The 13,959-nt window shown below is 45.1% G+C and carries 10 protein-coding genes; 9 read left to right on the forward strand and 1 reads right to left on the reverse strand.

Annotated features, from left to right (window positions below; translation table 11 throughout):
• Positions 1 to 138: 138 nt before the first annotated feature.
• Positions 139 to 1,389, reverse strand: coding sequence for a D-alanyl-D-alanine carboxypeptidase family protein (locus G5B06_RS00480; protein WP_173761782.1), 1,251 nt, complete (start codon positions 1,387 to 1,389; stop codon positions 139 to 141).
• A gap of 146 nt (positions 1,390 to 1,535) precedes the next feature.
• Between G5B06_RS00480 and G5B06_RS00485 the strand changes: the two genes are divergently transcribed.
• The 9 genes from G5B06_RS00485 to G5B06_RS00525 all read left to right on the forward strand — a co-directional run bounded on the left by G5B06_RS00485 (position 1,536) and on the right by G5B06_RS00525 (position 13,944).
• Positions 1,536 to 3,395: a glycosyltransferase family 2 protein gene (locus tag G5B06_RS00485; protein ID WP_173761783.1), complete on the forward strand. Its 1,860-nt coding sequence runs from the start codon at positions 1,536 to 1,538 to the stop codon at positions 3,393 to 3,395.
• Positions 3,396 to 3,399: 4 nt separating this feature from the next.
• On the forward strand, positions 3,400 to 4,356 hold the full coding sequence (locus G5B06_RS00490) for a glycosyltransferase family 2 protein (protein ID WP_148445016.1): 957 nt from the start codon (positions 3,400 to 3,402) through the stop codon (positions 4,354 to 4,356).
• A 108-nt stretch (positions 4,357 to 4,464) separates the two neighbouring features.
• Positions 4,465 to 5,868: an undecaprenyl-phosphate glucose phosphotransferase gene (locus G5B06_RS00495; RefSeq protein ID WP_173761784.1), complete on the forward strand. Its 1,404-nt coding sequence runs from the start codon at positions 4,465 to 4,467 to the stop codon at positions 5,866 to 5,868.
• Positions 5,869 to 5,886: 18 nt separating this feature from the next.
• Positions 5,887 to 7,263, forward strand: coding sequence for an LCP family protein (locus G5B06_RS00500; RefSeq protein WP_173761785.1), 1,377 nt, complete (start codon positions 5,887 to 5,889; stop codon positions 7,261 to 7,263).
• A gap of 68 nt (positions 7,264 to 7,331) precedes the next feature.
• On the forward strand, positions 7,332 to 8,261 hold the full coding sequence (locus tag G5B06_RS00505) for a glycosyltransferase family 2 protein (protein WP_148445013.1): 930 nt from the start codon (positions 7,332 to 7,334) through the stop codon (positions 8,259 to 8,261).
• A 124-nt stretch (positions 8,262 to 8,385) separates the two neighbouring features.
• A complete protein-coding gene (locus G5B06_RS00510) occupies positions 8,386 to 10,086 on the forward strand; it encodes a S1C family serine protease (protein WP_243278883.1) in 1,701 nt (566 codons plus the stop codon).
• Positions 10,087 to 10,217: 131 nt separating this feature from the next.
• Positions 10,218 to 11,600 carry an ATP-dependent Clp protease ATP-binding subunit ClpX gene (clpX, locus tag G5B06_RS00515; RefSeq protein ID WP_243278882.1) on the forward strand — a complete coding sequence of 461 codons (1,383 nt, stop codon included), beginning with the start codon at positions 10,218 to 10,220 and terminating at the stop codon, positions 11,598 to 11,600.
• 36 nt (positions 11,601 to 11,636) lie between these two features.
• The gene (locus tag G5B06_RS00520) at positions 11,637 to 12,218 is read left to right on the forward strand and encodes a zinc ribbon domain-containing protein (protein WP_148445011.1); all 582 of its coding nucleotides are present in this window, start codon (positions 11,637 to 11,639) and stop codon (positions 12,216 to 12,218) included.
• A 79-nt stretch (positions 12,219 to 12,297) separates the two neighbouring features.
• Positions 12,298 to 13,944 carry a hypothetical protein gene (locus G5B06_RS00525; RefSeq protein ID WP_173771121.1) on the forward strand — a complete coding sequence of 549 codons (1,647 nt, stop codon included), beginning with the start codon at positions 12,298 to 12,300 and terminating at the stop codon, positions 13,942 to 13,944.
• The last annotated feature ends 15 nt before the right edge of the window (positions 13,945 to 13,959 follow it).

A 13,959-nucleotide genomic window follows, 5' to 3' on the forward strand; every position in this document is an offset into this window, starting at 1 on the left:
AAAATTGAGTAAAAAAAGATCCCTTCTATGTATCTGAAAATGATCGATACATAGGAGGGATTTTTTTACGGAATGTGAATTTCGAATATCCGTTGGATTTCTGTAAGACTGCAAAACAAAATCCAACGTAAAGCGAGATCAGGCGCGGATAATCTTTATCATACGCCACAGAAGCAGGAGCAGAAGCAGAACGCCAACGCCACCGATTACAAAATAAGGAATGGGGGAGCGGGATTCGGAATAAGCTTTTGCTGCATCCATGTTGTCGTCATTTTCCTGAACCTCTGTGGTGGTACTTTCTTCGGAAGTATCTTCCACTACGGCAGTTCCAACCTGAGCTCCGCCAAAGGAATAGGTGCGGAGAAGCTGTCCATCGGATGGCGTATCTTCTGTAGTCAGGTCATCGGAAGTTGCACCGGCCGGAACCATTACAGTACCTCCGGACAGGATGTGGAAATCTTCTTCTGCAAGATCCAGAAGCTGGAAGTTGGCGAAGCCGTAGTCCATCAGAGTGATGGCTTCATTGGCTGTCTGTCCGGTTGCACCGTTCATAACAACACAGATCAGAGTAGTGCTGTTACGCTCGGCAGCAGTTACAAGGACGCTTCCGGAAGCTGTGGTAGTACTCTCACGTCCGCCGATACAGCCCTGATAATAAGTGGCGGAAGTCGGAGTTGTCATGGAAAAGGAACTGGTAAGGTTTCTGGCACCGCCGGAAACATTGGTAGCCGGTATCGTATAGGAAGTGGCACCGGAAATTGTGCGGAAACTGTCATTGCTGATAGCTGCCTTCATAATCAGGGCCAGGTCATGGGCGGTGGTGTGCTGATTATCGTCCGGAAGACCGGTAGGATTGGTAAATACGGTATTGGTACATCCAAGTTCCTGGGCGCGGTCATTCATTTTCTGGACAAAAGCATCTACAGAGCCGCCGATCTGTTCCGCAACCTGAAGGGCAATATCATTGGCAGAAGCCAGCATGATTGCATAGAGGCACTGCTCCATGGTAAAAACTTCTCCAAGCTGTGAAGAAATATGGGCGCCGCCATCTGTGACACCGGAAACACCGGTTTCTGTCATGGTAACCTGATCGGTTAACTGGCTGTTCTCCAGAGCCAGAAGGCAGGTCATAATTTTAACTGCACCGGCAGGGGAGAGAGCGGTATCCATATCTTTGGCGTAGAGAACGGTATTGGAAGAATCTTCCATGACTACGGCAGATGCGGAAGTGATCTCAGGCCCCTGTGGCCATCCGCTGATGAAGTTGGTTGTAATACCGGATGATACAGCAACAGCGGTTTCTTCTGTGGCGAAAACTGGAGTCTGGAACACCATGGAAGCTGAGATTCCAAAGGCCAGAAGCGCCGCGGTTATTCTTGATTTTTTCATAATATATGGTACTCCTGTATAAAAAATAATTCTTATGTAAGCAATACATACGTAAGCTCAGTATAACACACTTTCTCTCTTCCTTGCAAAAAAAATGCGGTAATGTTAAAATACGTTTATCAAATTGAGTAATACGGAGAAAATATATGAGTAAAGATGATTCCACAGGAAAGATTCAATGGGACAGGCTTTTGAAGAAGCTTTCTCCCTATACAGTACAGAAAGGCCTGAGATATCTGAAACATTACGGTCTGAAAGAATTCTGGATCAGGCTTCATGAGCGTTTTGAGCCGGAAGAAGTTCCCTACGGACCCTGGTATGAGGCATACAGGCCAACGGAGGAGAAACTGGAGAAGCAGCGAAAGAGGAAGTTTCGTAACGGTCCGCTGATCAGTATTGTAGTGCCGGCATATCTGACGCCGGAGCGGTTCTTAAGACAGATGCTGGATTCCCTGCTTGCCCAGACTTATCAGAACTGGGAACTCTGTCTCGCAAATGGAAGCCCGGAAGATCCGGATATGCAGACCGTGCTGAAATCCTACGCAGAGATGGATAAGAGGATCCGCTATGAAGATCTGAAGGAAAATCTGGGCATTGCCGAGAATACCAATGCAGCTTTTGCCATGGCGAAAGGGGATTTTATTGCACTTCTGGATCATGATGATCTGCTTGCTCCAAATGCGCTGTATGAGATTGCAATTGCACTGGAGGAACATCCGGAGGCAGATGTGATCTATACAGATGAAGACAAGGTCACAACAGATCTGTCCGAGCATTTTCAGCCTCATCTGAAACCGGATTTTAACCTGGATCTCTTAAGATCCAACAATTATATCTGTCATTTTCTGGTTGTGAGACGTTCGGTTGTACAGAAAGCCGGAGGTTTCCGCAGAGAATTTGACGGAGCGCAGGACTATGATTTTATTTTCCGCTGTGTGGAACAGGCACGTGAGGTCATTCATGTACCGGAGATTCTTTATCACTGGAGAACCCACAAATCATCCACAGCAGATAATCCGGCAAGTAAAATGTATGCTTTCGAAGCAGGAAAGCGTGCCATTGAGGGAAACCTTGCACGTACCGGAACCCCGGGAACTGTGGAGCATACCCCGGATTTCGGATTTTACCGTGTGAAATATCCGGTGCAGGGAGAACCGCTGGTGTCTATTATCATCCCCAACCGGGAAGAAAAAGAGACCCTTCAGGCCTGTGTGGAATCTATTTTTGAAAAAACTACCTATAAGAATTATGAGATCATTATTGTGGAGAACAACAGCAGTTCCGAGGAGATATTCCGTTACTACCGGAAACTTTCCCAAGACCCGAGAATCCGTCTGCTTCGCTGGAAAAAGGAATTCAATTATTCCGCAATCAATAATTTTGGAGTACGTCATGCGAAAGGAGATTATCTCTTTTTCCTGAATAATGATGTAAAAGTAATCAATCCGGACTGGCTTTCGGAAATGCTTGGCGTCTGCCAGCGGCCGGAGGTGGGAGCCGTCGGTGCCAAATTAATTTATCCGGACAACACTATCCAGCATGCGGGATGTGTCATCGGAATGGGCGGCATTGCGGGACATATGTTTGTAAATATGCCGGCGGAACGTACCGGATATCTGCATAAGGCATCCCTTCTGCAGGATATGAGCTGTGTGACAGCGGCCTGCATGATGATGAAGAAAAATGTTTTTCTGGAAGCCGGCGGCTTTACAGAAGAACTTGCGGTGGCGTTTAATGATGTGGATCTCTGCCTGAAGGTGAGAAGTCATGGACATCTGATTGTTTATGATCCGTACGTGAAACTTTACCATTACGAGTCCAAATCCAGAGGAGCAGAGGACAGTGAGGAAAAAGTCCGCCGCTTCCAGTCGGAAATCGAATATATCCGTTCTCACTGGATGGAGATCCTAAAAAACGGAGATCCGTACTATAACAAAAATCTTTCTCTGTCAAAATGGAATTATTCCCTGAAGCCTCTTCCGGGAATGGGAAAGAAGAAGGGATGAACCAATGCAGGAAGTATCAGTAGTCATACCGAATTTTAACGGAATGGCATATCTGGATGGCGTACTCTCAAGCCTTGAGAGGCAGACCATCCGCAATTTTGAAGTTATACTGGTGGACAATGGCTCCACAGATGGCAGCTGTGCTTTTGTTTCCGCGGAATATCCGTGGGTTCACATGATCCAGCTTCCGGAAAACTACGGATTCAGCAGAGCTGTGAATGAGGGAATTCATGCGGCACGTTCACCGTATGTTCTGCTTTTGAATAATGATACGGAAGCAGAACCGGATTTTCTGGAAGAAATGGTAGCGGCTCTCAGAAGACATAAAAAAGCTTTTTCCTGCCAGGCAAAAATGATCCAGCTTCACGACCATGACAAGATGGATGATGCGGGTAATTATTATTGTGCGCTGGGATGGGCGTTTGCCAGAGGAAAAGACAAGGACATTAACCATTACGATAAAGAGCAGAAGATTTTTTCCGCCTGTGCGGGAGCTGCCATTTACAGAAAAAAAATCATCGACCGGATCGGGGATTTTGATGAAGAGCATTTTGCCTATCTGGAGGATCTGGATATCGGATACCGCGCCCGGATTTTTGGGTACCAGAACTGGTATGCTCCAAAAGCGAAAGTTTATCATGTGGGAAGCGGAACGAGCGGTTCCAGATACAATCAGTTTAAGATCCGGTATTCGTCCAGAAATAATATTTACCTTATTTACAAGAACATGCCGTTCCTTCAGATCATACTGAATCTTCCGCTTCTGATTGTCGGATTTGGGGCAAAAATTCTGTTCTTTGCGTCAAAAGGTTTTGGACGGGAGTATCTGGCGGGAATCAAAAATGGTTTCCAGATCAGCCGAAAAGGAAAAAAAGTGAAGTTTTCCATGAGAAATTTTCCACGTTATATCCAGCTTCAGATTGAGCTCTGGATCAACATTTTTAGGCGTTTTGCCGGTTAAAACACCATATTTTCACAGAAATTTTATATTTCAGAGGGAAGATTTTGTTGCTTTTGGGATTCATCTATTATAAGATAAAGGCAATGAACTTAAATGAGGTGGCGGAAATTGATTAAAGATAACCAGAAAAATTTCAGTCGTCTCCATATGCTGATCGATGTATTTGTGATTGCGGCCTCCTATGCGCTGGCATGGCTGATCCGTTTTCAGGGAATTTTTGAGCATTCTGCGGTTCAGTCCAAGACTGTCCAGGAATATATGTTCATGCTGATTTTTATTATTCCGGGCTACGTGCTTCTTTACCAGGCTTTTGATCTTTATACACCGATGCGAATGCAGGGGCGTCGTCTCGTGCTTGCCGGAATTGTGAAGGCAAACGCGTTAGGGCTCCTTATCATCATGTTTGCACTTTATAATTTTAAAGAGTTGGATTATTCCCGTCTTACACTGGTTTCTTTCTGTGTGATCAACATTGTTCTGGAATGGTGTGTGCGTATGTTCATATTCTACATTCTCCGGGACATGCGAAAAAAGGGAATGAATCAGAAGCAGGTGCTGCTGGTAGGATACAGCCGCGCTGCCGAGGAATATGTAGACAGGATCCTGCAGAATCCGCAATGGGGATACGTGATCAGGGGTATACTGGATGACAATGTGCCGGCAGGCACTACCTACAAAGGGGTTAAGGTAATCGGCAGAATCGCCAATCTTATGATCATCCTTCCATCCAGCCGTCTGGATGAGATAGCCATTACCCTGGGCTTAAGTGAGTATTATCGTCTGGAAGAGATCGTTGCACTCTGTGAGAAATCCGGTGTGCACACGAAATTTATTCCGGATTATAATAATATTATTCCGACCAAACCATATACAGAAGATATTCTCGGGCTTCCGGTGATCAATATCCGGTACGTGCCGCTGAGTAACACGTTTAATGCACTGATAAAAAGGACGATGGATATTATCGGTTCTTCGATTGCGATCATTGCTTCATCACCGGTGATGCTGATTCTGTGCATTCTGATCAAGCTTACCTCTCCAGGACCGCTGATCTATAAACAGGAACGTGTCGGACTGCATAATCAGACTTTCCGAATGTATAAATTCCGTTCCATGGAAATTCAGAAGGAGTCTGAAGAAAAAAAAGCATGGACTGTAAAAAACGATCCAAGAGTTACCGGTATCGGGAAGTTCATGCGTCATACCAGTCTTGATGAACTTCCACAGCTTTTTAACATCCTGAAAGGGGAAATGAGTCTTGTGGGGCCAAGACCGGAGCGGCCGTTTTTTGTAGAAAAGTTTCGGGAGGAAATACCACGGTATATGGTAAAACATCAGGTGCGTCCGGGCCTTACCGGATGGGCACAGGTAAATGGTTACCGTGGTGACACTTCTATCAGGAAGAGGATCGAATGTGATCTGTACTATATCGAAAACTGGTCTGTAGGATTCGATATCAAGATCATGTTCCTCACCATATTCAAGGGCTTTATCAACAAGAATGCATACTAAAAAGGGGAAAAGGAAAAGATGTCAAAACCTCGGAAAAAAAGGAAAAAAGTTCTGTTTATCCTGGAAATTATCGTACTGCTCCTGTTTATAGGCGGTCTGTACGTTTATGGACAGATTTCAGCCAAACTGGATAAGATTGATATTCAGGAGACAGATCTTCAGGAGCAGGATATCGTAACCAATGATCAGGCACCGCAGATGACAGGATATACCACATATGCACTGTTCGGACTGGATCACAGAAGCAAAAATGAGAAGCTGAATACAGAGAACAGTGATACCATCATCATTGCGAGTATCAACAATGACACAAAAGCAGTCAAGCTTGTGTCTGTCTATCGAGATACACTTCTGAATGTGAAAGATGATACCTATTCCAAAGCAAACGCAGCCTATGCGCTGGGCGGCCCGACACAGGCTGTCAATATGCTGAATACCAATCTGGATCTGAATATTACAGATTATGTGTCAATTGACTTCGACGCTCTGGTAACGGTAATAGACTGTCTTGGAGGTCTGGATATCCCGCTGTCCTATGCAGAGATTGTGCATATGAATAACTACTGTGTGGAAACTTCTGAAGAGACAGGCAAGAGTTACACCCCTGTTGAACTGCCGGATCCGAAACCGGAAGATCAGGAAGCAATTGTGGGAACTTACCATCTGAATGGTGTACAGGCTACTTCTTACTGCCGTATCCGTTATACCGCAAGTCTGGATATGGGACGTACAGAAAGACAGAGAAGAGTAATCCAGATGATTGTAGATAAGGCAAAAAAAGCCGGACTTTCCACAATCTTTGATATTATGGATCAGGTATTCCCGATGGTTAAGACTTCTGTTTCCAAAACAGAAATCCTGAAAATGATTCCGGCAATGATCGGATATGGAATCGATGAAACCACAGGATTCCCGCAGGATTACAAATTTTCTACGGTTAAGGGCAGTGTTATTGTACCGACAACTTTGGAATCCAATGTTCTCAAAATGCACCAGTTCCTGTATGGAAATACAAATTATACACCGACAGAAGATGTACTGAACAAGAGTGCACAGATTACCACAATAGCAGGTGGCGGTGAGGCACAGAGTACATCTCCGGCAGCAACGGAGGCTCCGAGTGCCACAACGGATGATTCCTATACATGGCAGGGGGATACGGATACTTCATATTCCTATGATTATAGCAGTGACGACAGTGATTATAGCGACAATACGGATTACAGCGGCGGTGATAATACCGATTACTCCGGTGGTGGGGACGACACAGACTATTCCGGCGGTGGAGACGACACAGACTATTCCGGCGGTGGAGATGATGCTGGAAGTGATTATTCCGCAGAAGATTCCGGTGGCGATTCCGGCGGCGGTGAGGATCTTTCAGACGGAGAATAAAAAAGAAATAATCAATTAGAAGAAGGACCATCCAGTAACGGGTGGTCCTTTCTGGACAGGAGAAAATTATGAATACAGTGAAAACAGATGTAATCATTCCGGCATACCGTCCGGGGGAGGAATTTGAGAAACTTCTGGAACGTCTCAGTGCTCAGAAATATCCGGTTAACAGAATTATTGTTATGAATACAGAAGAAAAATTCTGGAAAAAAACATGGGAGGAAAAATATCCTCTTGTGGAAGTGCATCATCTTACAAAGGAAGAGTTTGATCACGGGGCAACAAGAAGACGGGGCGCAGAGCTGTCCGATGCAGAAATTCTGGTTTTTATGACACAGGATGCCCTGCCGGCAGACAGGAAACTGATCGGCAGTCTTGTTACAGCGATACAGGAAAATGAGAAGGTCGGTGCTGCCTATGCCAGACAGCTTCCAAAAAGTGATTGTGGTTTCCTGGAAAAATATACCCGTTCTTTTAATTATCCGTCAGAGTCCTGCCTGAAAACAGAGAAGGATCTGGCAACACGGGGAATTAAAACCTATTTCTGTTCCAATGTCTGTGCTGCCTATGATCACAAAATTTATAACGAAATCGGTGGATTTCCGGAACATGCGATTTTTAATGAAGATATGATTTATGCAGGATGGATGGTAAAAAAAGGATACGGAGTTGCCTATGTGGCAGAGGCAAGAGTTTACCATTCCCATAATTACAGCTGCGCGCAGCAGTTTCACAGAAATTTTGACCTTGGTGTTTCCCAGGCGGAGCATCCGGAGATATTTGAGGGAGTTCCATCTGAAGGGGAGGGAATCCGGCTGGTGAAAAAAAGTATGGCATATCTGACAAAAACAGGACACATCTGGATGATACCGGGACTGTTTTTTCAGAGCGCTTCCAAATATGCGGGATATTTTCTCGGAAAGCGATATAAAAAACTTCCTGAAAAGCTGATTCTATCCTGCACCATGAGTCCGGAATACTGGAAGAAAAAGAAATAAACAAACCGGATCAGAGGGTCACTCTTTTTTAAAAGATATATCACAGTTTGAACACAATTGCCTGTTAAACTGTGTCTTATAAAGCGATGGCAGAAGAAAAAATAAAGAAGGGAGCACCAGAATCATGAGTGAAGAAAACAGATGGGGTGAAAACCTGCCGGAAACAGGCGGCAACGCTCCTAAAGAGGGTAATGCTCTGAATACTTATGGAAATACAGACACTGGCAGTGCAACAGGCAGTGGCATGGATCATATAGAGACCGTACAGGAAGAGAAAACAGATTCTGACAGAAGAACATCTGAAGTGAATTTCACAATGGAAAAACCACTGACACATCCATATTCAGCAGGCAGACGGATGCAGGAGGGCAATGCCGGAAACACACAGAATGGCGGTATGGCTCAGGAAAAACCGAAATACGGACATTATGAAGTGCATCAGCCTCAGGCAGGAAATTATGCAGGAGGAAGCATACCGCCCAAGAAACCACAAAAACCCAGAACATCCGGTGGAAATGGGAATAACGGTTTTGGCAAAAAAGCAGCGACAGCAGTGGCTCTGGCTGTGATTTTCGGACTGGTTGCGGGTGCAGTATTCCAGGGAGTGAATATTGCAGCTGATAAATTCATAAAAGATGGCAGCAGTACACAGATTGAAAAAACAGAAACCATTGACGGAACAGACAACAGCAGTGCAGATAATAGTTCCACAGATTCCAGCGTACAGGATATTGTGGCAGAAAGCGGTACGGTAGCAGGCGTTGCACAGGCAACGATGCCATCTATTGTGGCAATTACTTCCGTCAGTGTTCAGGAGATCCCGAGCTTTTTCGGATATGGAACACGTCAGTATCAGAGTGCGGGAAGCGGATCCGGAATCATTGTAGGTGAAAATGACAGTGAGCTTCTGATTGCAACCAACAATCACGTAGTATCCGGTGCAACAACACTTACCGTATGTTTCGCGGATGGTGATGTTGTCGGTGCGGAAGAAGAAACACAGGCAATGGCCAGTGGTGACAGTTCCGGAAACGATGTGGATGTTGATAATGCGGTTTCAGCCAAGATCAAAGGTACCGATGAAGAAAATGACCTGGCAGTGATCGCAGTGGAGAAATCAGACATTCCGGAAGCAACTATGAGTAAGATCAAGATTGCACAGCTTGGAAGCTCCGATGATCTGGTTGTAGGAGAGCAGGTAGTTGCGATTGGTAATGCACTTGGATATGGTCAGTCTGTAACTTCCGGATGGGTAAGTGCCCTGAACCGCAGCATCAGTACAGAAGAAGGAGAGACATCCGGACTCATTCAGACAGATGCGGCAATCAATCCAGGAAACAGTGGCGGCGCACTTCTTAATATGAAGGGTGAAGTAATTGGAATTAATGCTGCCAAATATGCGGACAGCCAGGTAGAAGGCATGGGATATGCGATTCCGATTTCCAAGGCAGAGCCAATTCTGGAGGAGCTGATGAACCGCCAGACACGTGATAAGGTGGAGGATTCTTCCAAGGTTGGTTATCTGGGAATTAAGGCGGCTGATCTTACAACAGAAGCGATCCAGATGTATAATATGCCGGCAGGTGCTTTCCTTACACAGGTAACAGAAGGCGGTGCGGCCGACAATGCCGGAATAAAAAAAGGCGATATTATCGTGAAGCTGGATGGACAGAAAGTAAGTGGCAAGGATGACCTGGTAAGCAAGCTTCAGTATTACGAGTCCGGAGAAACCATTGAAGTGGTAATTGCCAGAGCAGAAAGCGGAGAATATAAGGAACAGACCGTGGAAGTTACACTGGGAAGCAAGCCATCTTCTGATAACTAGAAGAAAACAGCGAATAGAATTTATACAGGGAGCTGCAGGAAAATGCAGCTCCCTGGTTTTATAAAAAGTTAATTTGATACCTGAGGATTATGTGCTATAATATGCATAATAAAAACGAGAAAGGAAACGTTATGGCAGAGTTTGATAATAATAAAGACAATGATCAGGAGCAGAAATATGAAAAATTCTGCTTTTTATGCCGCAGACCGGAGAGTCAGGCAGGGAAGATGATTGACCTTCCCAATAATATACATATCTGTGCAGACTGCATGCAGAAGAGTTTCGATACTATGAATACACAGATGAGTAACGGAAATTATTCCGATCTTTTTAACATGCCGAATGTGAGTATGATCGACCTCAGCAGTCTTCAGAATCCGGGAAATCAGGCGAAGAAAATCAAGAAGAAATCCGAAACCCCGAAGCCGGTGATCAATCTTAAAGATATTCCGGCACCGCATAAAATCAAGGCAACATTGGACGAATACGTGATCGGACAGGAATATGCCAAGAAAGTAATGTCTGTAGGTGTCTATAATCATTATAAGAGAGTTGCCACAGACACCATGGATGATATTGAGATCGAGAAATCCAATATGCTGATGATCGGACCGACAGGCTGTGGTAAGACTTATCTGGTGAAGATGCTTGCCAAACTTCTTGAGGTGCCGCTTGCTATTGCAGATGCCACATCTCTTACAGAGGCAGGATATATCGGCGATGACATCGAGAGCGTAGTATCCAAGCTTCTTGCAGCGGCAGATAATGACGTGGAGAAAGCAGAGCATGGAATTATCTTTATCGATGAGATCGACAAGATTGCCAAGAAGAAGAACACCAACCAGAGAGATGTCAGCGGTGAGGCTGTTCAGCAGGGACTTCTGAAACTTCTGGAAGGAAGTGAGGTTGAGGTGCCGGTAGGTGCCACCAGCAAGAACGCAATGGTCCCGATGGTAACGGTAAATACAAGAAATATCCTATTTATCTGTGGCGGTGCGTTCCCAGATCTTGAGAACATCATCAAGGAGAGGCTGAATAAGCAGGCGTCCATCGGATTTTATGCAGATCTGAAGGATAAATATGACAATGATCCACATGTCCTGGAGAAGGTTACCGTAGATGATCTCCGTGCGTTTGGAATGATCCCGGAGTTTATCGGACGTCTTCCGATTATCTTTACACTGAACGGACTGACAGAGGACATGCTTGTAAAGATTCTTAAGGAGCCGAAGAATGCTATTCTCAAGCAGTACCAGAAACTTCTGGCTCTGGATGAGGTAAAACTTGAGTTTGAGGACGGAGCCCTTCATGCCATCGCACGTAAAGCGCTGGAGCGTCACACAGGGGCCAGAGCGCTTCGTGCGATCCTGGAAGAGTATATGCTGGATATCATGTACGAGATCCCGAAGGACGACAATATCGGTGAAGTAGTGATCACAGAAGGTTATATCCAGGGAAATGGCGGACCGAAGATTCTGATGCGTGGTCAGGAAACTCCGCTCATTGAAGGGTGAAAACGTGTTTTATAAAAGAAAAGGAGCGTGACAGATATGGCGAATTTTTGGGATGATCTTGGAAATACACTGACACGGAAGGCGAAGGGGCTCAGCTCCAGAGCAGAAAATCTTTATGAGATTCAGAAAATCCGGAATAAGCTTTCTGCACAGGAGCGTATGACAGAGAAGTTGATGATGGATATCGGAAAACTGATCTATACCCGTTATGAGCACGGGGAGGCAGTGGATGGTGAAGTAGGAGCAATCTGTGAAGAGATCAGTCAGCATATGCTGGAGGCGGATCACTTCCGGGATGCCATTGCAGCCAGCAAAGGTGAAAAATTCTGCCCGGCCTGCCATAAGGCAGTTATGCGGGAAGCAAGTTTCTGCCCTTACTGTGGAGCCGCGTGTCCTACTGCAGAGCTGGAAGAAAAAGCCACAGACGTAATCGAGCAGGCAGAGGAAGAGCTGAAAGATGCAGCGGAGGCAGAAGTTACGGAAGCAGAGGAAGTAACAGAAACTGTGAAAACTGAAGAAGCCGCTCCGGAAGCAGAGGTTTCGGAAGAGACAGATACACAGGAAGTGGTGGAAGAAGCAGAAGAAACTGCAACAGAATCCGAAGAGAAAACAGAATAAATATTTGAAGATGTGGCAGGCTCCTGAGAGAAAGGGAGCCTGTTGCTGTATTTTTTACAGGGAAAGGAAATAAAAACATATGGAAAATACAGGCCTTCAATACGAGAACAGTCTCACAAGACAGGCAGAAGAAGCAATGGATATGTGGACGAAAGAACTGGCGGATATGAGTGAAGAACTGATGAACGACCCCATGGCTGTTGTCAGGAGCCTGAATGATGCCAGAAATCTCTGCACGGCCGGATTTTTGATGAGAAGGCAGATACAGGTCTCTTTTCCGGAGCTTCTGGGTGGTGTTTCCGAAGAAACAGGGGAATCTTATGAAGATCTGACCGTAAACAACAATGTCCCATGGCCGGAGAAATTTCTTAAAGTTCTGAGCTCCAGGCTGGAAAAATATATGTTAAAGGAACAGGACGAGGTAGTAAAGGCAACCGAATGGTTTCAGTGGCTCAGTGACAAAAAATATCCCAGAAAAAGGGAACTTGCGGTAAAACTGTCTTTTCTTTTAAATATGGATGATTATACTACGACAAAATTTCTCCTTGCCTGTGGACATGAACCGTTCAGCGTAAGAAATCCGCTGGACTGTATCTGCCTGTTCTGCAAAATGCTGCGTCCCCGGGGAGACTGGACCAAAGTAAAAAGCATACTCAAAAAATATGAACAGAACAGGCCACGGTATGATGAAGAAGATGCCGGAAAAATACAGTCTGTAGGTAATATGGGGATGACCAGAATGATCAGCAACCAGATACCGGAACTGGCCGGTATCAGTGTCCCGGAATCCGAACGGGAAGATATGGAAGATAAGCTGATCGAATACATGTATTCCGTAGATTCAGAGTTTACCAGACGAAAAAACCTCGTGAAGAAAGATAAAAAAACGAAAAAAGTGATATCGGATAATCTTTCTGTTTATTATTCCGGATACTCCCTGCAGCGAAGAAAAGACCTGATGGAACTGACACGCTATCTTGTAAAACTCTATCCAACTTACGATTACTGGGCATATCACAAAGGTGACCGCAGAAGCGACGCAGTCGGAAAGGTCTCAAATTCCGGAGACAATCAGGTTAAGGTGGAGATCGCAGAAGATGGTTATCCGGATATGGGAAGCCTGGCCAAGGCATTTATGTGTGCTCATGGCTGGCAGTTTGCGGAACCCGGGGAGATTGGCCTGCCATCTCATGGAAGTCTGAAGACGAAACATGATAATATACCATTTAATAAAGAGATTTATCTTGTGTGTAAAGCTTATGAGAGAAGCAACCGTCTGGGTGCCATCAGACGTTTTGTGGAAAAACCGGACAATGCGGCCATTGTTGAACGTAAAGATATATTGCTGCTCGCATATCTGTTTATTTCCGGATATTCAAGAAATGAAAATGAAGATTTGCGGGATGAACTTTATGAAATGGCAGAAGCAAACGAAGAAAAACATTTTTCTGAAAATCTGGAAAACATTCTCGGGCAGCTGGAAGATGCGGTTGAATGCTGGGATGAATACGAAAAAATAGAAGGTTATATCAGCTGTATTAACGGATTTCTGATGATGTTTTCTTTTGACCCTCTTTATCCGCCATTTCCTCTGGACCGTTTTGTTCTTTATGCGCTTGTGGCGGAAGAGATAGGAACACCGGCTCTGTCATGGGATGGAAAAACAGAGAATTTAAGTGATATGTGGCTGGAATCCGGATACGGAATATGGAAGAAGTGTGAATAAGAAAGGGATAAAAAT

This window comes from Blautia luti (assembly GCF_013304735.1).
GTDB lineage: Bacteria > Bacillota > Clostridia > Lachnospirales > Lachnospiraceae > Blautia_A.